The sequence below is a fragment of the Sphingomonas sp. dw_22 genome, from assembly GCF_018449795.1.
Lineage (GTDB): Bacteria > Pseudomonadota > Alphaproteobacteria > Sphingomonadales > Sphingomonadaceae > Sphingomonas.
In genome coordinates, this window is record NZ_JAAVVE010000002.1 from 206804 (window position 1) to 225899 (window position 19096).

Sequence of the window (19096 nt, forward strand, 5' to 3'; positions counted from 1 at the left end):
TACCAAGGGGCCGGTTCGGCGGGGTCGGCTGCAATCCTTCATTCCGTCACCCCGGCACTTCGGCCGGGGTGACGATGGGTTTTCGGGATCGGCGTCAGGCCGCGTCGCGCTGGAGGATCGGTTCGGGCAACACGCCGATCTCGGGCGGGCCGACATGATCGCCCTGGACGTGGAAGATGCCGAAGCTGCGCAGCCGCGCGAGCACCGCCTGGCTGTCGACCCCGCCGGCGAGGATGCGGATGCCCAGCTTGCGCACGCGCGGGGTGAGGTCTTCGAGCACCAGCCGGCGCGACCAGCTATTGGCGATGCCGCTGACGAGATCGCTGTCGAGCTTCACCGCATTGGGCGCATAGCGCGCGCAGGCGCCGAGCCCGACCTGATCGGCGCCCAGGCCGACGAAGATCGTCTGGCTGCCCATGCTGGCATTGCAATGGACGATGTCGGCGAGCTTCGCGCCGGGCAGATCCTGATAGCCGTGCAGCGCGAAGATCATCCGTTCGGGGATCAGGCCGCATTGCCTGCCTATCCGGACCGCAGTGAGCATCGGTTCGCCGGGCACTGAGGCGCCGGGGGCATGGACGGGGATGCACAGGCGCGCGGCGGTGTTCCCCAGCCCCGCCGCCATTGCCCAGCGCACCGCGGCGGCGGCGCAGCGGCGATCGAAGTCGCCGCGCGATTCGGGGACGATCCGCGCGAATATCTCGGCGGCGGTTTCGCCCTCGGGTCCGTGCAGCACGGCCTCATAGGCATAGACGCGCCCCTCGACGACATCGACGATCGGCTGGAAAGCCATGGTCATGCCCGACTCGGCCGCCGGGCGGATAGGCGCTTCCGGGTTTATGATTCCCGAGCTCATCTCGCGCTCCTCTCAAACCCTTTTCCGCTGAAGAAATGAAGGTATCGATTCTTATAGAGGCGCGTCGCGCACGGCCGCGTGCGAGGCTGCAAAAAACCAGACGGCCCCGCGCAGCAGGGTGCTGCGCGGGGCCATGGCAATCAGCGGAAACCGTGATGGAAGATCAGGCCAGGGCGGCCTTCAGATCCTCGACCAGATCGGTCTTTTCCCAAGGGAAATAATCGCCCTCGGGCTTGCGGCCGAAATGGCCATAGGCCGCGGTCTTCTGATAGATCGGCTTGTTGAGGCCGAGATGCGTGCGGATGCCGCGCGGGGTGAGGCCGCCCAGCTTGGCGATGCTCATGATCGCTTCCTCGATCTTGTCGTCGCCGACGGTGCCGGTGTCGTGGGTATCGACATAGAGCGACAGCGGCTTGGACACGCCGATCGCATAGGCGAGCTGGATCGTCACGCGCTGGGCCAGGCCGGCGGCGACGATGTTCTTCGCCAGATAGCGGGTGATGTACGCCGCCGAGCGATCGACCTTGGTGGGATCCTTGCCCGAGAAGGCGCCGCCGCCGTGCGGGGCCGCGCCGCCATAGGTGTCGACGATGATCTTGCGGCCGGTCAGGCCGGCGTCGCCGTCCGGGCCGCCGATCTCGAAGCTGCCGGTCGGGTTGATGTGATAGACGGTCTCGTCCGAAAGCAACTCGGCCGGAAGAATGCCGGCAACGACCTTCTTCACATAGGCGTGGAGCTCGGCTTCCTTCTCGCCCTGGTCATAGCCCTTGCCATGCTGGGTCGAGACGACGATCGCGGTGGCGGCGACGGGCTTGCTGCCCTCGTAGCGCAGCGTGACCTGGCTCTTGGCGTCGGGCTCCAGGAACGGCGCGGCGCCCGAATGGCGATCGGCCGCCATCTGCTCGAGGATCTTGTGGCTGTAATAGAGCGTCGCCGGCATCAGATCGGGCGTGTCGTCGGCCGCATAGCCGAACATGATGCCCTGGTCGCCGGCGCCTTCGTCCTTGTTGCCGCTGGCGTCCACGCCCTGCGCGATATGCGCCGACTGCGGGTGGAGATTGTTCTCGAAGCGGAAGGTCTCCCAGTGGAAGCCGTCCTGCTCATAGCCGATGCGCTTGACGGTATCGCGGACGGTCTTCTCGACCTCTTCCTGGACGCCGGGCGCCCAGTTGCCGGCCTCGTCCATGATGCCGCGCCCGCGGATTTCACCGGCGAGCACGACGAGCTGGGTGGTGGTGAGCGTCTCGCAGGCGATGCGCGCCTCGGGATCCTTGGACAGGAACAGATCGACGATCGCGTCGGAAATCTGATCGGAAACCTTGTCGGGATGGCCTTCGGAGACCGATTCGGACGTGAAGAGATAATTGGAACGCATGATTTTCCTCGTGCAGGGGCCAGGACAGCCGGGCCGTTGCCATGCCCATATAAAGCTTTCCTTATATGCTGCCCCTAACGGGCAAAGCGGCGATTGGCAACGGCGAAGACGAGGAACAGCCCCGCGACGAGGAAAGCGAGCCAGTTGCCGAGCCTTGCGAACAGCGTGGGCGGCAGCGGGCGCGGCAGCGGCAGGCGGATCGTCCCCTCCTGCCCCGCCGGCACCGTGCCGAGCACGCGGCCGCGCGCATCGATCACCGCCGAGATGCCGGTGGGCGTGGCGCGCAGGATCGGCAGCCCTTCCTCGATCGCGCGCAGCCGCGCCTGGGCGAGGTGCTGGGGTGGGCCCCAGGTGCCGAACCAGGCGTCGTTCGAGGGGTTGAACAGGAAATCCGGGCGGTTACGCCTGTCCACCACCTGGCCCGAGAAGACGATCTCGTAGCAGATCTGGATGCCGGCCCTGCCGAAGCCGGGGACGTCGAGCGTGCGCGGGCCGGGGCCGGGGATGAAATCGACATCGCCCATCACCAGCCGGGCGAGGCCGAGCGGCTCGAGCAGCGGGCGCATCGGGAGATATTCGCCATAGGGCACGAGGTGCGCCTTGTCGTAGCGCTGGCCGAGCATGCCGGCGGGATCGACCGTCCAGACCGAATTGCCGGCGCCGGTCAGCCGCTGATTGGGATCGAACATCAGCGCGGTGCCGCCGACCATCGCCTGATCGAGCGGGCCGAGCACCGAGGCGATGCGGGCGCGGATGAGGCGCGGATCGGCGCGGAAATAATAGCGGCCGGGATAGCCGTCCTCGATATATTGGTTGACCATCCCCTCCGGCCACACGACCAGCCGGGGCAGCGCGGCGGGGCCTCCGCTGAGCGCGATCAGCTTTGCGAGGACGCGCTCGGCATAATCGGGAGCGTCGACGCCGTCCTGGCCGATATTGGGCTGGACGACGGTGACCTCGGTGCCGCTCGCGGTGCTGATGCACTTGATCCGGTCGCAGCGGTCGGAAGTCAGGACAGCGAACAGCGCGAGCGCGGGGAGGAGCAGCAGCGGGCGATAGTTGCGCTGGGCGGCGAGGAAGATCGTGCCGGCGACCGCGATCGTGACGCCCGACAGCGCATAGGTGCCGATCCAGGCGGCGAGATTGCGGATGCCGGGCACGGGCACCCAGAGCACGCCGAGCGGGTTCCACGGATAGCCGGTGAACAGCACGCCACGCAGATATTCGGTGGCGATCCAGGCGGCGGCGGCGGCCAGGACATAGCCCAGGTCCGCCTCCACCCAGCCGGCGCGGCTGCGGATGCTGCGATCGAAGCGCCAGGCGAGGCCCATCGCCAGCGCGGGATAGAGTGCCAGATAGAGCGCGAGCAGGACGACGGCGAAATAGCCGAGCACCGGCGGCATCTTGTCCTGATAATCAAAGGCGTGCTGGATCCAGTTGTCGCCCAGGGTGAAATGGCCGACGCCGAACACCCACCCGCGCAGCAGCGCCGATCTAAGGCTGGGGGCTTCGCGGACCAGCCACAGCAGCAGCGCGAAGCAGGCGAGCGCGACGCCCCACCAGTCGAGCGGCGCGAAACCGGTCGCGGAAAGCAGGCCTAGGGCGAAGGCGGTGAGCAGGGGACGGCGGAGCATGGGCGCGGGCTTAGCCGATGGGGGCGGGCTAGAGGAAGCGCCTGCCGGTCAATTCGAATGTTGGCTATTGGTGGAAAGCGGACATTCGATGATTGCGAGGACGGGGCACCCAGCGGCCCCTTGTCGTCGTTCAGCGGTTCAGTTGCTAGCCCCGGAACCTGCCGTTCGTTCATCTGGCTCGCTGCACGATTTGGAACAGCTGATTTTTGGGGACTTTCCTGCCCTTTGCAGGGGCGGGGCGGAGACGAATGACAGCTTGTCCAAAGCGGACTTCGATCTCGGCTGCTCGAAACGCGGCCCATGCAAAACCTTCGTCAACAACCGCCCGGCACCAACTTTGCCGAAAGTTCGTCCCTTGAGACAGGGCAATCACGAGTTTCCAACGGCGTTCCTATGGTGCGGAATGCGGGAGGCCACCAACCAGCGTTAGATGTGCAAACGGGCCGGAAGAATCCCTTTCCAGCCGCTGCGGTCCGCCAAGATCGTTGCTTAAACCTGCCGTGCGAGCAGCCTGCGATCGGGAGTTATGGTGACGAGCAGCACGAAGGCGCAGAGCACCGCGACGAAGGCAAAGATGCTTCCTTCCGGCCCTACGGCTCCCCCGGTAATCATGCTCGAGCCGGTTGGCGTGAAGTCAAGAAGATGACCTTCATCGAGATAGCCGCTGCCCGCTGCGCCGAATAGCGGCGCACTCGCCCAATTCCAGCCGGTATGGTAGCCAACCGACCACCAGACCGACCCTGTCCGGTACACCGCATAGGCCAACAACGCGCCCTGGAAGAACAGGCGCGCAAGCCAGATCCAGCTCGCTCCGGGGTTGCCGAAGTGAAGAACGGAGAACATCAACCCGGAGACAATGATCGCGCCGCGCCATCCGACGAAGCGTTCTGCGACCAGCAAGACCGCTACTCGCCCGAAAAGTTCTTCGCCCGTCGCTCCGATAAAGTCGAAGATCAGCCAGCCGCCGCCGTGCAACAGGGCCGAGAGGGGCGATTGCGTTGACACAGCAACATTGGCGTTCCCGGTGACCATGATCGCCAGGATGGCGCAGACCATGACGGCCAGACCGATCGCCAGCCCAATCGCTGTCAGTTTCCCAATCTCGGGACCGACCAGCGGAAAGCCGAACATACGGCAACCCAGGATTCCACAGACGGCTGCAACGACAAGCAACTCCAGTACCAGTCGCACTGCCATTAGTAGCGCGTAGGGTAACAGCTTAAGCTCGCCATAGGCAGAGACGGGCAGGTTGAACGCCTCGGCCAACGGTGTGTCGATGGCATCCGCAACCTGGTCGAATCCGAGGTAAACTACGGCCACAAACAGCAACGCAAGCCAACTCCGGGATGTCGGCGGCCACGCAAGGGGCAAGTTGCTCATATTGAACGTCTCTTCCATCTTGTAGAAGGTCGCCCTTCGCGGAATGTTAGTTCCCCTAACCCGTACCTGAAAATACATCACCACCCGATGTAGTCATCGCCTGACTGATCTCTAGCCGTCGAACGGCGGCTTCTGGCAGGAGCAGGCGTCGTCCACCGGGCCGTAGAATGACCGGAAGTGGGTCGTTAGCAGTCATTCGCCGGAAGCGATCGCGTGCACGCAGCGCCCTGGCATTGAGCGACATTGTTCCTGCCCCACTGAATCGGCTAGAACCACGTCATGATCCGCCCCTTCCACCTCGCCTTCCCCGTCCATGATCTTGCCGCGGCGCGTGCCTTTTATGGCGGGGTGCTCGGCTGCCCCGAGGGGCGATCTTCCGCGCATTGGATCGATTTCGATCTGTTCGGCCACCAGATCGTCGCGCATCTCGATCCCGCCGCGAAACCGGTCGCCGTCGCCAACGAAGTCGACGGGCACGACGTGCCGGTGCCGCATTTCGGCGTGGTGCTGACGATGCCGGACTGGGAAACGCTGGCAGCACGCGTCGAGGCGGCGGGCATCCCCTTCGGGATCGCGCCCTATGTCCGCTTCAAGGGGCAGGTGGGCGAGCAGGCGACGATGTTCTTCCGCGATCCCAGCGGCAACGCGCTGGAATTCAAGGCATTCGCCGACGATTCGATGCTGTTCGCCCGCTGATGGGCGATCCGGTTTCCGTCGATGTGCCCCACAAGCTCGGCCGCGAGGCGGCGCGCGGCCGGATCGCGGGCGGCATCGGCAAGCTCGCCGACATGTTCCCCGGCGGCGGCGCGATCGAGCAGCACTGGGAAGGCGATACGCTCCATTTCACGCTGAGCGCGATGGGGCAGGTGATCGCGAGCCGGCTGGAGGTGTTCGAACAGCACGTCCATGCCGAAGTCGATCTGCCGCCGATGCTGGCGCTGTTCGCCGGCAAGATCCGCGAGAAGCTGGCGAAGGAAGCGCCCAAGCTGCTGGAATGAAGGTCGCGAGCGCATTGCGCTGAGCCCTCACCCAACCCTCTCCCAAAGGGAGAGCGCTATCGCGCCGCGCTCACCCGCCAGACCGTATTGCCGACATCGTCCGCCACCAGCAGCGCGCCGGTCGCGTCGGTGATGACGCCGACCGGGCGGCCCATCGCCTTGCCGTCCTTGTTCAGGAAACCGGTGAGGACGTCGGCCGGCTTGGCGTCGCGGACCGGGAAGCCGGCCGTACCGAAGGGGACATAGACGACCTTGTAGCCTGAGCGCGGCTCGCGGTTCCACGAGCCGTGCAGGCCGATGAACGCGCCGTCGGCATATTGTGCGCCCAGCTTGGCGTCGGCGGCGAAGGTGAGGCCCAGCGGCGCGGTGTGCGGCCCCAGCGCGAAATCGGGGCGCTTGGTGTATTCGCGCAGGTCCGGCCGCTCGGGCGTGACGCGCTTGTCGACATAGCCGCCCCAGTAATTCCACGGCCAGCCATAAAAGGCGCCGAGATCGACCTGGGTGAGATAGTCGGGCGGCAGATCCGAACCGAGCATGTCGCGCTCGTTGACCACGGTCCAGAGCTGGCCCGAATGCGGCTCCAGCGCCATGCCGTTGGGATTGCGCAGGCCCCAGGCATAGACGCGCAGCGCCTTGCGATCGGGGAAGACCTGGAGGATCATCGCGCGGCCAGGCTTGTTCGACGCGGCCGCCATCTCGGATGCAGTCTCGGCGGTATAGGTGGGGCCTTCGGCCTCCAGCCCGTTGTCCGCGATGTTCGAGGAGGAGCCGATAGCGACGAACAGGCTGCCGTCCGGCCCCGGGATCACGTTGCGCGCCCAGTGATTGCCGCCGCCGGGCAGGTCGACGATCTTCTCGGGCCTGGCGGTGATCTGCGTCTGGCCGGGCTGGAAGGGATAGCGGACCAGCGCGTCGGTGTTGCCGACATAGAGCCAATTGCCGACCACGGCCATGCCGGTGGGCGAATTGAGCCCGGTGAGGAAGGCGGTGCGCATGTCCGCCACGCCGTCGCCATTGGTGTCGCGCAGCAGCGTGATGCGATTGGGCGAGGCGACGCCGGCGCCCGCGTCGCGCATCAGCCAGCCCATCACGAAGCCGGTGATCCCCCCGCCCTTGCGCGGCGGCGAATTGGTCTCGGCGACCAGCACGTCGCCATTGGCGAGGCGATAGAGCCAGCGCGGATGTTCGAGCTTGTCGGCGAAGGCCGCAACCTGGAGGCCGGCAGCGGGGGTCGGCTTGGCGCCGTTCTGCCAGCCGATCGCCTTGGCGACGCCGATCGTGGGGATGCTCTGCTCGCGCGGGGGGCTGAGCTGCGGCACGCGGCCGGTGACCGCCTGCTCGCTATATTGCGCCACATCGGGCTGACTGGCCCAGAACCAGATGGCGGCACCCGCGACGACGAGGATGCCGAGGGCGATCAGAAGGCGTTTCAACATGGCGCCAGGATAGGAGGCAGGCGGGCCGAAGCCAATTCTTAATTCCTCCCCGGAACGGGGAGGGGAACCATGCGAAGCATGGTGGAGGGGCGGCGGTGCAACCGCCGTTGACGCGGCGGCCCCTCCACCACTCGCTTCGCGAGCGGTCCCCCTCCCCGTTCCGGGGAGGAGTTTTGGTTATGCCAGGTCGTAGCGGTCCAGGTTCATCACCTTCGCCCAGGCCGCGGCGAAGTCCTTCACGAACTTCTCCTTGCCGTCCGCGCTGGCATAGACTTCGGCGGTGGCGCGAAGCTGCGCGTTCGACCCGAAGACCAGATCGGCGCGGCTGGCGCTCCATTTGACCGCGCCGGTCCTGCGGTCGCGGCCTTCATAGCCGTCGGGCGCGGGGGTCCAGACGGTGGCCATGTCGAGCAGGTTGACGAAATAGTCGGTGGTGAGCGCGCCGGGCCGGTCGGTCAGCACGCCCTGCTTCGATCCGCGGCTGTTGGCGCCCAGCACGCGCAGGCCGCCCACCAGCACGGTCATCTCGGGCACGGTCAGCGTCAGCAGCTGCGCCTTGTCGACCAGCAGCGCTTCGGCGGGCACGCCGAGGCCGGGCTTGAGATAGTTGCGGAAGCCGTCCGCCACCGGTTCCATCGCTTCGAAGGAATCGACATCGGTCTGCTCCTGCGTGGCATCGACCCGGCCGGACGCGAACGGCACCTCGACCGGCACGCCCGCCGCCTGCGCGGCCTGCTCGACGCCGACATTGCCGGCCAGCACGATCAGATCGGCGAGCGACACCTTGCCCGAAGCCGCGCGGATCTCCTCCAGCTTGCCGATCACCCTGGCGAGCTGGGCGGGATCGTTGACTTCCCAGTCCTTTTGCGGGGCCAGCGCCACGCGCGCGCCATTGGCGCCGCCACGCTTGTCGCCGCCCCGGAAGGACGCGGCCGATGCCCAGGCAGTCGAGACGAGCTCCGCCACCGTGAGGCCCGACGCCGCGATCCGCGCCTTCAGATCGGCGATGTCCGCCGCGCCCGGCGCGGGAAGCGCGGGCGCGGGCAGCGGATCCTGCCAGATCAGCACCTCGCCCGGCACTTCCGATCCGAGATAACGGGCGCGCGGCCCCATATCGCGATGGGTGAGCTTGTACCAGGCGCGAGCGAAAGCGTCGTAGAACTGCTCCGGATTCTCCAGGAAGCGGCGCGAGATCTTCTCGAACTCGGGATCGAAGCGCAGCGTCAGATCGGTCGTGAGCATCGTCGGCACGCGCTTCTTCGACGGATCGAAGGGATCGGGGATGGTCGCCTTGCCATCCTTGGCGATCCATTGGTGGGCGCCGGCCGGGCTCTTGGTCAGCTCCCATTCGTGCCCGAACAGATTCTCGAAGAAATTGTTGCTCCACCGGGTGGGCGTCTGGGTCCAGACGACCTCCAGGCCGCTGGTGATCGCGTCGCCGCCCTTGCCGCTCCCGTAGCTGTTCGCCCAGCCCAGGCCCTGCGCCTCGATCGGAGCCGCTTCGGGCTCCTTGCCGACCGCGTCGGCCGGGCCGGCGCCATGTGTCTTGCCGAGCGTATGGCCGCCCGCGATCAGCGCGACGGTTTCCTCGTCATTCATCGCCATGCGGCTGAACGTATCGCGGATATCCTTGGCGGCCGCGACGGGATCGGGATTGCCGTCGGGCCCTTCCGGGTTGACGTAGATCAGGCCCATCTGCACCGAGGCGAGCGGCTTCTCCAGATTGCGCGAGTGGGGCGCATCGCCGCTTTCCTCGCCCACCAGCACGCCGCCTTCCTTCTCGACGCCGTGCGGCCCCCGCGCATAGCGCTCGTCGCCGCCCAGCCAAGTTCTCTCGCTGCCCCAATAGACGTCCTCGTCCGGCTCCCACACGTCGACGCGGCCGCCCGCGAAGCCGAAGGTCTTGAAGCCCGAGGATTCGAGCGCGACGTTGCCGGCCAGGATCATCAGATCGGCCCAGGAGATCTTCTGGCCGTATTTCGCCTTGATCGGCCAAAGCAGGCGGCGCGCCTTGTCGAGGCTGACATTGTCAGGCCAGCTGTTGAGCGGAGCGAAGCGCTGCTGGCCCCGGCCGCCGCCGCCGCGCCCGTCGCCGATGCGATAGGTGCCGGCGCTGTGCCATGCCATGCGGATGAAGAGCCCGGCATAACTGCCCCAGTCCGCCGGCCACCAATCCTGCGAATCGGTCATCAGCGCGAGGATGTCCGCCTTGAGCGCCGCCAGATCGAGCTTCCGGAATTCCTCCGCATAATTGAAGTCCACGCCCAGCGGGCTGGAGAGCGACGAATGCTGGTGGAGAACCCTGAGATTGAGCTGGTTGGGCCACCAGTCCTTGTTCTGGGTGCCGCCGCCCGCGAACGGGCATTTCGCTACGCTCGACAGGCTTTCGCTCGGATCAACATCGGCCATGGCACATCTCCCTAGGTAAGCGATTCTTCGAAACGAAGACTGCCACGCGGGGGTTCATCGCCTAAACACATTAAAGCGTAGTCGCTGATCGAATTTATAGATGACGGAGGATAAATGCCGGGGCCGCGAACGGCCCCCGGGGTTCATTCCTCGCCCGTCCCGTGCCTGGCGGGCGGATGCAGGCGCAGGCGGGTGACCTTGCGGGCATCGGCCTCGGTCACTTCGAGCGTCCAGCCGCTTTCATGCTTCAGGCACTCCCCCGGCTGGGGCACATGGCCCGCCAGCACGAAGGCGAGGCCGCCCAGCGTCTCGACATCCTCGTCGACTTCGCCCAGCCGGGGATCGACCATCTCGGCCACGTCCTCCAGCTCGGCGCGGGCATCGGCGTCCCAGCCGCCGCCGTCGATCGGCACCAGCAGGGCGTGCGGCGCTTCGTCATGCTCGTCCTCGATCTCGCCGACGATCTCCTCGATCAGATCCTCGATCGTGATGAGCCCTTCCGTGCCCGAATATTCGTCGAGCACGATCGCGAGGTGCGTGCGGCTGGAGCGCATCTGGGCGAGCAGATCGAGCGCGCCCATCGATTGCGGCACGTAAAGCGGATCGCGGATCAGCTCGGCGATGCTCGGCGGATGCGGCGCACCGGCGGCGAGGATCGCGAACACGTCCTTGATATGGACCATGCCGACCACGGTATCGAGCGCATCGCGATAGACCGGCAGGCGGCTGTGCCCCGCCTCGGCGAAGAGCTGGACCAGATCGGCGAAGCTGGTGCCCTCCTCCACCGCGACGATGTCCGCGCGGGGCACGCCGACGTCGCCGGCATCGCGTTCGCCGAAATGGAGCAGGTTGCGCAGCATCTGGCGCTCGATCGGGGCGAGGTCTCCGGCGGGGGCGCGGGCGCCCACCTCCTCATGCTCATCGATCGCCTCCTCCAGGCGGTCGCGCAGCGTCTCCTCATGCTCCTCGCCGAACAGCAGGGTGCGGAGTCCCCGCCATATGCCGCCGCTTTCGTGAACAGTTTCGCCAGCGGCGCTGCTACTGGGGCCCTCGGGCATGTTCGTGGTCAGTCCTCGCGTACCGGGTACGGATCGTGAAGACCGAGCTGATCGAGCGCGGCGCGCTCCATCTCTTCCATCGCCTCGGCTTCGGCGTCCCCCATATGATCATACCCTAACAGATGCAGCACCCCGTGGACAATCAGGTGCGTGGCATGATCCGCGACGCCGATCTCGCGCTCGGCGGCCTCGGCGGCGCAGACGCCATGGGCGAGGACGATGTCGCCCAGGATCACCTCGCCGTCGTCGCTGTTCTGCGTCACCGTTTCCAGCAGGTCGGGCTGGACCATGGGGAAGGACAGGACGTTGGTCGGCTTGTCCTTGTCGCGATACTGGTGGTTGAGCGTGCGAACCTCTTCGTCGCTGGTCAGGCGGACGGCGATCTCGATCACGGTCGGCCAGCCGAGCCATTCGGCGAAGGGCGTCTGGCGGATCGCGGCCTCGGCAGCCCGATTGGCGAGGGCTTCCCAATCGCCCGTCGGCCAGGGGCTTTCGGGGAGAGCGGCGACGTCAAGCATCAGGCGAGGTCCGTTTTCGAAAAGTCGTCGCCCTTGTAGAGCAGGCGCGCATTGTTGGCCCTGGCGCAGGCATAGGCGAAGCAATCGCCCATGTTGAGGCGAGCGGCGTGTCCGCTGCGCTTGCCGTAAAGGCGGAACGCTTCGAAGGCGATCTCACTCTCATCTTCGCCGATCGTCATCAATTCAATTTCATATTCCTGCCCAAACGCGAAGACATCGCTCCTTGCGGAATGGACAGTCGCGTATTTCTGTAGTCGCGAAAGTGCCACGGCAGCTTCCCACTTGACGATCGGCGACCAAAGCAAGCGCGAAGCCTGGCCGATCCGATCGGCAAGTTCGAGCGCGTCAGGCTCCTTGCTCATCATCGCCACGACCGCCGAGGCATCGACGAACAGGATCACAGATCGCCCGAAAGTTCGTCGAAAAACGCCTTGTCGGCCTTCAAGCCGGTGGGCGGCGGCAAAGGATGTTCCCGCCAGAAACGTTCAAGCTTCTCCCGCGCGCTCAGCCGTCGCTCGCCCCGATTCAATTCCGCTTCGCGCGCAGCCGCCAATTCGCGGATCAGCGCGGTATTGGTCAGGCCGGAACGCTCGGCCACGCGCCTGACCAGCGCAGCGGTGTCTTCGTCCTTGATATAAAGGGCGCCCATCGTCCGAATCCTCAGGATATCCTCAATTTAGCTTGGGATATCCCTCCCTTCAAGCCCCCGGCCCCTCATAGGCCTCGACGATCCGCCCCACGATCGGGTGGCGCACCACGTCGTGGACGCCGAAGCGGCAGATCGAGATGCCTTCGATCCCCTCCAGCTTGCCGACCGCGTCGTTGAGGCCCGAGCTGGGCGGGCCGCCGGGCAGATCGGTCTGGTTGGGATCGCCGCAGATCACCATCCGGCTGTTCTGGCCGAAGCGGGTGAGGAACATCTTCATCTGGGCGGGCGTGGTGTTCTGCGCTTCGTCGAGGATGACGAAGGCTTCCGCCAGCGTGCGGCCGCGCATGAAGGCGATCGGGGCGATCTCGATCTCGCCCGATGCGATGCGCCGCTCGACCTGCTCGGCGGGCAGGCAATCATAGAGCGCGTCGTAGATCGGCCGCAGATAGGGATCGACCTTCTCCTTCATGTCGCCGGGGAGGAAGCCGAGCCGCTCGCCAGCCTCCACCGCCGGGCGCGACAGGATCAGCCGCTGGACGGTGCCGGTGATGAGCTGCGCGACGGCCTGGGCGACCGCGAGATAGGTCTTGCCGGTGCCCGCCGGCCCGAGCGCGAAGATCATGTCGTTCGAGACCAGCTCGCGCATGTAATGCACCTGCGCGGCCGAGCGCGGCACGATCGTCTTCTTGCGCGTGCGGATCATGATCTGCGCCGCCCCGCCACCGCCGGGCGCATCGGCGCGGACGATGCCGGTCAGCATCGGCTCGCTCGACATCGCGATCACCGAATCGACCAGCCCGCCGTCGATATCCTCGCCGCGGATCACCCGGCTGTGGAGCTCCTGGAGGACTTCGCGGGCATGGGCGACGGCCTCCGCGCTGCCCTCGATCACGACGCGCTGGCCGCGGGCATGGATATAGACGCCCAGCCGCTCCTCGAGCATCAGCAGGTTCGAATCATATTCGCCGAAGAGCTGCGGCAGGAGTTGCGGCTTGTCGAACGTCACCTCGACCCTGGAGCGTTCACCGGACTGGGCGGGGACGGGCTTTCGGCTCATGCGATCCTTTCAAGGCGAGAGGCAAAGTGCGCGGAGATGCGCTCCATTCGTGCACTTTGGGGCGCAGGGCATGCACGGCCTGAAGAGGCGAAGCCGGAGCAGGTACGGGTGGTTCCGTGGTGCATGTGCGAGGGAGAGTCTGGCAGAGGAAATCCTACATGGACAGCGGAAAAACCGGCATGCCGACGCGATAATTGGGCGGTGTGACGCGGGAGAGACAGCGGACCGCATTTCGTGCCGGCTTGGCGGCGGTTTTCGCCCGATGCCCGTTCGGCGCTTTGCGCCGAGCGCGACCTGGCGGCCGCGCACCCACCCCCGACCCCTCCCTTCCAGGGAGGGGAGCGTCAAATGTCGATTCGTCCCGGGATCTCAGCCGATCTTCCCCGACTGGCTCATCCGCCACATCAGCGAATCGAGCATCCGATCGGGCAGCCAGCGCGCCAGGAACAGGAAAACCTTCGCGCCGCCCCCGGTGGCATAGCGGATGCGCGGGCGGCGCGCGGCGACGGCCCTGGCGATCGTATCGGCGACCACTTCGGGCGGCGAGACGAAGCTGACATTGTCGGCGCTGCCGAGCATCGCGGCGTGCTTCAGGGCATAGGGCGCATAGGCGCTCTTGCCCGAACGCTCGATCAGGCTCTGGACGGCGATGCCGCCCCATTCGGTGCGGATCGCGCCCGGCTCGATCACGACGACGCGGATGCCGAACGGGCGAAGCTCCAGGCGGAGGCAATCGCTCAGCCCCTCCACTGCGAACTTGGTGGCGTGATACCAGGCGCCGAAGGGCTCGCCGAACTTGCCGCCGATCGAAGTGACGTTGAGGATCGTGCCCGACCCTTGCGCGCGCATCAGCGGCGTCGAGAGCTGGCACAGGCGCGCGAGGCCGAACAGGTTGACCTCCACCTGCCGGCGCGCCTCCGCCATCGGCACGTCCTCCAGCGCGCCATAGCTGCCATAGCCGGCATTGTTGACGAGCACGTCGAGCCGGCCGGCCTTTTCACGGATCGTCGCGATCGCGGCGACGATCGAGGCATCCTGGGTGAGATCGAGGTCGATCAGCTCGGCGCCCTCGGCGGCGAGGCCGGCCATGCGATCGAGGCGGCGGGCGGCGGCGAAGACGCGATAGCCGTCCTTCAGCAGCCGGCGGGCGGTGGCTTCGCCGATGCCGGCCGAGGCACCGGTGACGAGTGCGGTTTTCTGCATGCTTTGCTCCAGTTGAAATCGGAGCCAGGGGATATAAGTGTGGACCTTGGTCCATGGTCAAGGGATAAAATCATGCTGATCTCGGAATTCGCCCGCGCCGCGGACTTGAGCGTCGACACGGTGCGCTTCTATGTCCGCAAGGGGCTGCTCCGGCCCGAGACCGGGCGGAAGGGCGGCGCCAACCCCTATCAGATCTTCACGCCCGAGCATGTCGAAGCCGCGCGGATCATCCGCATGGCGCAGGGGCTGGGCTTTTCGCTGCGCGAGATCGCCGTGCTGGCGGAGGAATATAATATGGGCGGAATGACGCCCACGCGCAGCCTGGAAGTGATGCGGATGCAGCTCGTGCGGCTGGAGGAGAAGGCCGGGCAGCTCAACGCGATGGTCGGCTATGTCCGCGCCAAGATCGCCTGGCTCGAAGGCGGCGAGCAGGGGCCGGAGCCGGGCTTCGGCGCATTCGAGGAATGCCCGGCGCCGGTGACGGCGGCGCGGGCGCGGGCCTCCTGAAGATCCGTCGGCCGAATCATTAACTGCATTCATTCGCATCTGTCGTGCCGGACCGGGACAGGCCCCGCGTCGGGTAACCATGGCCGCGCATTTTTCCCGTTTCAGGACAGGAAAGCGGCGGAAAAGCCCTGGCTGGATGCCGGAATGCCGATAGCCCCGAAGCATCAACAGCGGGGATATAGCGTATGAAGACCGTCGTCCGTGGCCTTCTGGCCGGTGCCGCCCTGATCGCCTCGGCCAATGCATCGGCGCAGACGATCGTCGATACCGGCACGCCCGCCAATCCCTATTCCGGCTATTCGCTCGGCTGGGGCCAGCTCCTGGCCGGCAGCTTCACCCTGGACCATGCGACCACGCTGGCGAGCATCCAGGGCTGGATCGGCAGCGATGGCGGCGAGGCCATCATCGGCGTCGCGGGCGATGCGGGCGGCCTGCCCGGCGCGACGCTCTTCTCCGGCAGCTTCACGCTCAACGACTCGGGCTGGCAGGGCCTGAACGCGCTGGACTGGGATCTGGGACCGGGCACCTATTGGGCGACGTTCGCGTTCGTCGACGATTTCGGCATCCTGCCCTGGATGCCCTCCAGCGCCGGCAACCCGCTCCAATCCTATGCGATCCGCCGGTCGGGCGCGGGATGGACCACCGAATACGGCCCGCTCGACCTGGGCGTGCGCATCACCGAGGGCACGATCAGCCCGGTTCCCGAGCCCGCCGCATGGGGCCTGATGATCGGCGGCTTCGGCCTGGCCGGCATGGCGCTGCGCCGCCGGGTGCGCGTGCGCTACGCCGCCGCCTGACCGGCGCCTCAATCGAACAGGCCGTCCTGCGCCGAGGCCGGGGGATCGAGGCCGAGATGCTTCCATCCGGCGGGATTGAGGCAGCGGCCCCGCGCGGTGCGGGCGATCATGCCGATCTGGATGAGATAGGGCTCGATCACTTCCTCGATCGTGTCGCGCGGCTCGCTGAGCCCCGCCGCCAGCGTCTCCACGCCGACCGGGCCGCCCTTGTAGATATCGGCGATCATCGTGAGGTAGCGGCGGTCCATCGCGTCGAGGCCGAGCGAATCGACCTCCAGCCGGGTGAGCGCCGAATCGGCCACCCGGGCATGGACCGTCTCCTCGCCCAGCACATTGGCGAAATCGCGCACGCGGCGCAGCAGCCGCCCGGCGATGCGCGGCGTGCCGCGCGAGCGCCGGGCGATCTCGCGCGCGCCGTCCTGGGCGATATGGAGGTCGAGCAGCGTCGCGGCGCGGGTGACGACGCTGGTCAGCTCCTCGACCGTGTAGAATTGCAGGCGGACCGGGATGCCGAACCGGTCGCGCAGCGGCGTGGTGAGCAGGCCCTGGCGCGTGGTGGCGCCGACCAGGGTGAAGCGCGGCAGATCGATCCGCACCGAGCGGGCGGACGGCCCCTCCCCGATCATCAGATCGAGCGCGCGATCCTCCATCGCCGGGTAGAGGACTTCCTCTACCGCGGGCGCGAGGCGGTGGATCTCGTCGATGAACAGCACGTCGCCGTCCTCGAGATTGGTGAGCAGCGCCGCGAGGTCGCCCGACTTGGCAATGACCGGGCCGGAGGTCGCGCGGAACCCCACGCCCATCTCGCGCGCGACGATCTGGGCGAGCGTGGTCTTGCCGAGGCCGGGGGGGCCGAAGAAGAGGACGTGATCGAGCGCCTCGCCGCGTGCCTTGGCCGCCTGGATGAACACGCGGAGATTCTCGCGCGACGCCTTCTGGCCGACGAACTCGTCGAGCGATTTGGGGCGCAGGGCGGCGTCGATGTCCTCGGGCTTGCGCGCGGGGGCGAGGATGCGATCAGAATCAGACATCAGGCTTCCAACCGCGCTTCTGTTCTTGGAGCATCGCAAATACTGCTCGCTCCATTGTCCCCACCCAAATATCTAGCTCAACCTTAGGTGTAGACCATTCGTGTGCTCCCTCAAGGAGACGATAAAAATCCGCCCATCCGTTTGTTAGACCGGCCCTATCAATCGACTTTATCGCCCCTCCAAGCGCGAGACCGAAGGGAATTAATCTTCCCCGCGCCAATGGTGTTATCTCCACGAGGCCCGCATAACAATTTTCGATAAAGCGCTCTAATATCTCTCCACTGGCGCCAACGATCTTGGAATACCCATGAATGTGAGCGCAAAAGTATGCGCAAAGCACTTCGCTATCTCGGTTAAACCCCAACTCAGTGACAATCGTGACTTGCACTCCAATGGCCAGGGATAAGAGGCCACGAGATGCAGAAGTTTTTCGATCAAATAACCCCATCACCCCAGCACTCCGCTCAGCAGCGCCGGATGGAAGCTCCAGCCGGCGAAGCCGCACAGGCCTATGAACAGGCCGAACGCGCCGAACGCCCAGGCCGCGCCGAGCAGCCAGCCGCTCTCCGCCAATGCCGAGACGGCCGCGATCGAGATGGCGGTGGAGATCGCCGCGTCGCTGGCGTCGAACTGGTCGTCATGGACGTTGAGCGCGTCATAGCGATCCGACTGCGCCCTGGCTTCGGCCGCCAGGCGCGGGGCCTCGGCCCGGTAGCGGGCGATGTCGCGGTCGATGCCCGCGAGCACGGGCGCGGCCCGGGCCGGATCGGCGGCGAGCGCCGCGATCTGGGTGCGGCTGGTCTCGGCGATGTGCAGCTTGGTGCGGGTCGCCTGATATTCGTTCCAATCGTCCACCGATGCGGACTGCGCCGCCTGCATGGCCTGGACGATGTTGCCGTCCTTGATGCCGCACAGGCCCATCACCACCGACAGCACGACGACGGTGATCGCGACGCGGCGATTGAGCGACTTGTCCTTGGCCTCGGCGCTGACTTCGATTTCCATGGCTATTTCGCCGCCTTCCGGAGCGCCAGGCGGACCAGCGCATCGAGCGTAGCGCCCGGCCCCAGCTCGTCATTGGCGGCGCTCACCGCGCCGCTTGCCTCGGCGGGCTTGAAGCCGAGGTTGAGGAGCGCCGAGACGGCATCCGCCGCCGCGCCGCCTGCCGGCGCGGCGGTCGCGCCGCTGCCGCCCAGGGCGATGCCGCCGGCCTTGTCCTTCAATTCGTTGACGATGCGCTGGGCGAGCTTCGGCCCGACGCCGTTGGCACGGGCGATCATCGCGGAATCGGCGCGGGCGACGGCGGTCTGCACTTCCTCGGGCGAGAGAATCGAGAGGATCGCCAGCGCGACCTTGGCGCCGACACCCTGGACCGAGGTCAGCAGGCGAAACCAGTCACGCTCCTCGGCGCTGGCGAAGCCCATCAGGCGGAGCGAATCCTCCGATACCAGCATCTCGGTATGGATCGTGACCAGATCGCCGATCGTGCCGAGCGCGGTCAGCGTGCGGGCCGAGGCGCCGACCAGATAGCCGACGCCATTCACGTCGATCACCGCATGATCCGCGCCGGTGGCGGCGAGATGGCCCTTGAGGTGCGCGATCATCGCCGGCCCTCCGGCCACCGCAGGTTGACACGGTTGACACCGGCATTGCGAAAAAACCCACCGGTCGCGGAGGCGCGAGCGCGGGGCCGCGCATGGCGGGCGGGCGGACAGGCGCGGCGGAGGGCGTGCGGCATCACGCGCGGTACATAAGCGGAACAACGGCGTGTAGGAAAGCGGAAAACGAAGCGGCCGGCCATCGGCGGGCCAGGAGCAATCGAGCTTTCCCCTCCCTGCTTGCAGGGAGGGGGCCGTCAAATGTCGATCCGTCCCAGGCGGCCGCTTCGTTTCCGGATCAATAAAAGGCGCCGTAGATCACATCGACCACACGCCGCGTGCGGATCTGGATGAGCAGCAGGTCCGGCCCGTAGCGCACCCAACGATAGCCCGGCGGGGGCGGCCCGACGCCGAGCGCGCCATAGTCGTCATAATAATAGGAACTCGACAGGAAGATGCTCGGCAGCAACAGACCCGTCGTCCAGCGGCGATAGCGGTAGCCGCGCGGATAGCGATAGGTGGGGCCGTGGACCGGCCGGAAATTCGGCGGACGACCCGCGCCCGGGCGGTCGGGGCGCACCGGCGAGGGG

At 66.6% G+C, this 19096-nt stretch carries 20 protein-coding genes; 4 read left to right on the top strand and 16 right to left on the bottom strand.

Annotated elements, in window-relative coordinates; all coding sequences use genetic code 11:
- Positions 1–94: 94 nt before the first annotated feature.
- From HB724_RS01815 to HB724_RS01830, 4 genes are all read right to left on the bottom strand, one after another.
- Positions 95–856, bottom strand: a complete 762-nt coding sequence (locus HB724_RS01815) for an EAL domain-containing protein (RefSeq protein WP_213979182.1) — start codon at positions 854–856, stop codon at positions 95–97.
- 163 nt (positions 857–1019) lie between these two features.
- Positions 1020–2231 (bottom strand): methionine adenosyltransferase, encoded by a 1212-nt coding sequence (metK, locus tag HB724_RS01820; protein ID WP_213979183.1) that lies wholly within the window; start codon positions 2229–2231, stop codon positions 1020–1022.
- Positions 2232–2305: 74 nt separating this feature from the next.
- Positions 2306–3865, bottom strand: a complete 1560-nt coding sequence (lnt, locus tag HB724_RS01825; protein WP_213979184.1) for an apolipoprotein N-acyltransferase — start codon at positions 3863–3865, stop codon at positions 2306–2308.
- A 489-nt stretch (positions 3866–4354) separates the two neighbouring features.
- Positions 4355–5263 carry a CPBP family intramembrane glutamic endopeptidase gene (locus HB724_RS01830; RefSeq protein WP_213979185.1) on the bottom strand — a complete coding sequence of 303 codons (909 nt, stop codon included), beginning with the start codon at positions 5261–5263 and terminating at the stop codon, positions 4355–4357.
- 261 nt (positions 5264–5524) lie between these two features.
- Between HB724_RS01830 and HB724_RS01835 the strand changes: the two genes are divergently transcribed.
- Together HB724_RS01835 and HB724_RS01840 are read left to right on the top strand one after the other, a co-directional pair.
- Positions 5525–5941: a VOC family protein gene (locus tag HB724_RS01835; protein ID WP_213979186.1), complete on the top strand. Its 417-nt coding sequence runs from the start codon at positions 5525–5527 to the stop codon at positions 5939–5941.
- Positions 5941–6243: a polyhydroxyalkanoic acid system family protein gene (locus HB724_RS01840; RefSeq protein ID WP_213979187.1), complete on the top strand. Its 303-nt coding sequence runs from the start codon at positions 5941–5943 to the stop codon at positions 6241–6243. Before HB724_RS01835 ends, HB724_RS01840 begins: the two co-directional genes overlap by 1 nt.
- A gap of 56 nt (positions 6244–6299) precedes the next feature.
- Here the strand turns inward: HB724_RS01840 and HB724_RS01845 are convergent, their stop codons facing one another.
- The 8 genes from HB724_RS01845 to HB724_RS01880 form a co-directional block, all read right to left on the bottom strand.
- Positions 6300–7679, bottom strand: a complete 1380-nt coding sequence (locus HB724_RS01845; protein WP_213979188.1) for a sorbosone dehydrogenase family protein — start codon at positions 7677–7679, stop codon at positions 6300–6302.
- Between the two features lie 177 nt (positions 7680–7856).
- The gene (katG, locus tag HB724_RS01850) at positions 7857–10088 is read right to left on the bottom strand and encodes a catalase/peroxidase HPI (protein ID WP_213979189.1); all 2232 of its coding nucleotides are present in this window, start codon (positions 10086–10088) and stop codon (positions 7857–7859) included.
- A 143-nt stretch (positions 10089–10231) separates the two neighbouring features.
- Complete coding sequence (locus tag HB724_RS01855) at positions 10232–11146, bottom strand: hemolysin family protein (protein ID WP_213979190.1); 915 nt, start codon at positions 11144–11146, stop codon at positions 10232–10234.
- Positions 11147–11154: 8 nt separating this feature from the next.
- Positions 11155–11664 (bottom strand): rRNA maturation RNase YbeY, encoded by a 510-nt coding sequence (ybeY, locus tag HB724_RS01860; protein WP_213979191.1) that lies wholly within the window; start codon positions 11662–11664, stop codon positions 11155–11157.
- The gene (locus tag HB724_RS01865; RefSeq protein WP_213979192.1) at positions 11664–12065 is read right to left on the bottom strand and encodes a type II toxin-antitoxin system VapC family toxin; all 402 of its coding nucleotides are present in this window, start codon (positions 12063–12065) and stop codon (positions 11664–11666) included. The genes ybeY and HB724_RS01865 overlap by 1 nt, the downstream gene beginning before the upstream one ends.
- Complete coding sequence (locus tag HB724_RS01870) at positions 12062–12313, bottom strand: type II toxin-antitoxin system VapB family antitoxin (RefSeq protein ID WP_213979193.1); 252 nt, start codon at positions 12311–12313, stop codon at positions 12062–12064. The genes HB724_RS01865 and HB724_RS01870 overlap by 4 nt, the downstream gene beginning before the upstream one ends.
- Positions 12314–12362: 49 nt before the next feature.
- Entirely contained in the window at positions 12363–13370 is a 1008-nt protein-coding gene (locus HB724_RS01875; protein WP_213979194.1) for a PhoH family protein, read from the bottom strand.
- Between the two features lie 369 nt (positions 13371–13739).
- Complete coding sequence (locus HB724_RS01880) at positions 13740–14573, bottom strand: oxidoreductase (RefSeq protein WP_213979195.1); 834 nt, start codon at positions 14571–14573, stop codon at positions 13740–13742.
- Positions 14574–14645: 72 nt separating this feature from the next.
- On the opposite strand from HB724_RS01880, the gene HB724_RS01885 reads away from it, so the two are divergent.
- Together HB724_RS01885 and HB724_RS20340 are read left to right on the top strand one after the other, a co-directional pair.
- Positions 14646–15080, top strand: coding sequence for a MerR family transcriptional regulator (locus HB724_RS01885; protein ID WP_213979196.1), 435 nt, complete (start codon positions 14646–14648; stop codon positions 15078–15080).
- 185 nt (positions 15081–15265) lie between these two features.
- Positions 15266–15877 (top strand): PEPxxWA-CTERM sorting domain-containing protein, encoded by a 612-nt coding sequence (locus HB724_RS20340; RefSeq protein WP_256731244.1) that lies wholly within the window; start codon positions 15266–15268, stop codon positions 15875–15877.
- A gap of 8 nt (positions 15878–15885) precedes the next feature.
- Here HB724_RS20340 and ruvB read toward each other — a convergent pair whose 3' ends face one another.
- From ruvB to HB724_RS01910, 4 genes are all read right to left on the bottom strand, one after another.
- Complete coding sequence (ruvB, locus tag HB724_RS01895; protein ID WP_213979197.1) at positions 15886–16908, bottom strand: Holliday junction branch migration DNA helicase RuvB; 1023 nt, start codon at positions 16906–16908, stop codon at positions 15886–15888.
- 447 nt (positions 16909–17355) lie between these two features.
- On the bottom strand, positions 17356–17913 hold the full coding sequence (locus HB724_RS01900) for a DUF4337 domain-containing protein (protein WP_213979198.1): 558 nt from the start codon (positions 17911–17913) through the stop codon (positions 17356–17358).
- Between the two features lie 2 nt (positions 17914–17915).
- Complete coding sequence (gene ruvA / locus HB724_RS01905) at positions 17916–18512, bottom strand: Holliday junction branch migration protein RuvA (protein WP_213979199.1); 597 nt, start codon at positions 18510–18512, stop codon at positions 17916–17918.
- Positions 18513–18804: 292 nt separating this feature from the next.
- On the bottom strand, positions 18805–19096 hold a 292-nt coding region (locus HB724_RS01910; RefSeq protein WP_218625028.1), incomplete at its 5' end, for an RcnB family protein.

Bases quoted from the DNA above. Each gene is read 5' to 3' on its own strand.
- HB724_RS20340 (WP_256731244.1), top strand. From the start codon at position 15,266: ATGAAGACCGTCGTCCGTGGCCTTCTGGCCGGTGCCGCCCTGATCGCC.
- HB724_RS01815 (WP_213979182.1), bottom strand. From the start codon at position 856: ATGAGCTCGGGAATCATAAACCCGGAAGCGCCTATCCGCCCGGCGGCC.
- metK (WP_213979183.1), bottom strand. From the start codon at position 2,231: ATGCGTTCCAATTATCTCTTCACGTCCGAATCGGTCTCCGAAGGCCAT.
- HB724_RS01885 (WP_213979196.1), top strand. From the start codon at position 14,646: ATGCTGATCTCGGAATTCGCCCGCGCCGCGGACTTGAGCGTCGACACG.
- lnt (WP_213979184.1), bottom strand. From the start codon at position 3,865: ATGCTCCGCCGTCCCCTGCTCACCGCCTTCGCCCTAGGCCTGCTTTCC.
- HB724_RS01830 (WP_213979185.1), bottom strand. From the start codon at position 5,263: ATGGAAGAGACGTTCAATATGAGCAACTTGCCCCTTGCGTGGCCGCCG.
- ruvB (WP_213979197.1), bottom strand. From the start codon at position 16,908: ATGTCTGATTCTGATCGCATCCTCGCCCCCGCGCGCAAGCCCGAGGAC.
- HB724_RS01870 (WP_213979193.1), bottom strand. From the start codon at position 12,313: ATGGGCGCCCTTTATATCAAGGACGAAGACACCGCTGCGCTGGTCAGG.
- HB724_RS01840 (WP_213979187.1), top strand. From the start codon at position 5,941: ATGGGCGATCCGGTTTCCGTCGATGTGCCCCACAAGCTCGGCCGCGAG.
- HB724_RS01845 (WP_213979188.1), bottom strand. From the start codon at position 7,679: ATGTTGAAACGCCTTCTGATCGCCCTCGGCATCCTCGTCGTCGCGGGT.
- katG (WP_213979189.1), bottom strand. From the start codon at position 10,088: ATGGCCGATGTTGATCCGAGCGAAAGCCTGTCGAGCGTAGCGAAATGC.
- ybeY (WP_213979191.1), bottom strand. From the start codon at position 11,664: ATGCTTGACGTCGCCGCTCTCCCCGAAAGCCCCTGGCCGACGGGCGAT.
- HB724_RS01855 (WP_213979190.1), bottom strand. From the start codon at position 11,146: ATGCCCGAGGGCCCCAGTAGCAGCGCCGCTGGCGAAACTGTTCACGAA.
- HB724_RS01900 (WP_213979198.1), bottom strand. From the start codon at position 17,913: ATGGAAATCGAAGTCAGCGCCGAGGCCAAGGACAAGTCGCTCAATCGC.
- ruvA (WP_213979199.1), bottom strand. From the start codon at position 18,512: ATGATCGCGCACCTCAAGGGCCATCTCGCCGCCACCGGCGCGGATCAT.
- HB724_RS01880 (WP_213979195.1), bottom strand. From the start codon at position 14,573: ATGCAGAAAACCGCACTCGTCACCGGTGCCTCGGCCGGCATCGGCGAA.
- HB724_RS01835 (WP_213979186.1), top strand. From the start codon at position 5,525: ATGATCCGCCCCTTCCACCTCGCCTTCCCCGTCCATGATCTTGCCGCG.
- HB724_RS01875 (WP_213979194.1), bottom strand. From the start codon at position 13,370: ATGAGCCGAAAGCCCGTCCCCGCCCAGTCCGGTGAACGCTCCAGGGTC.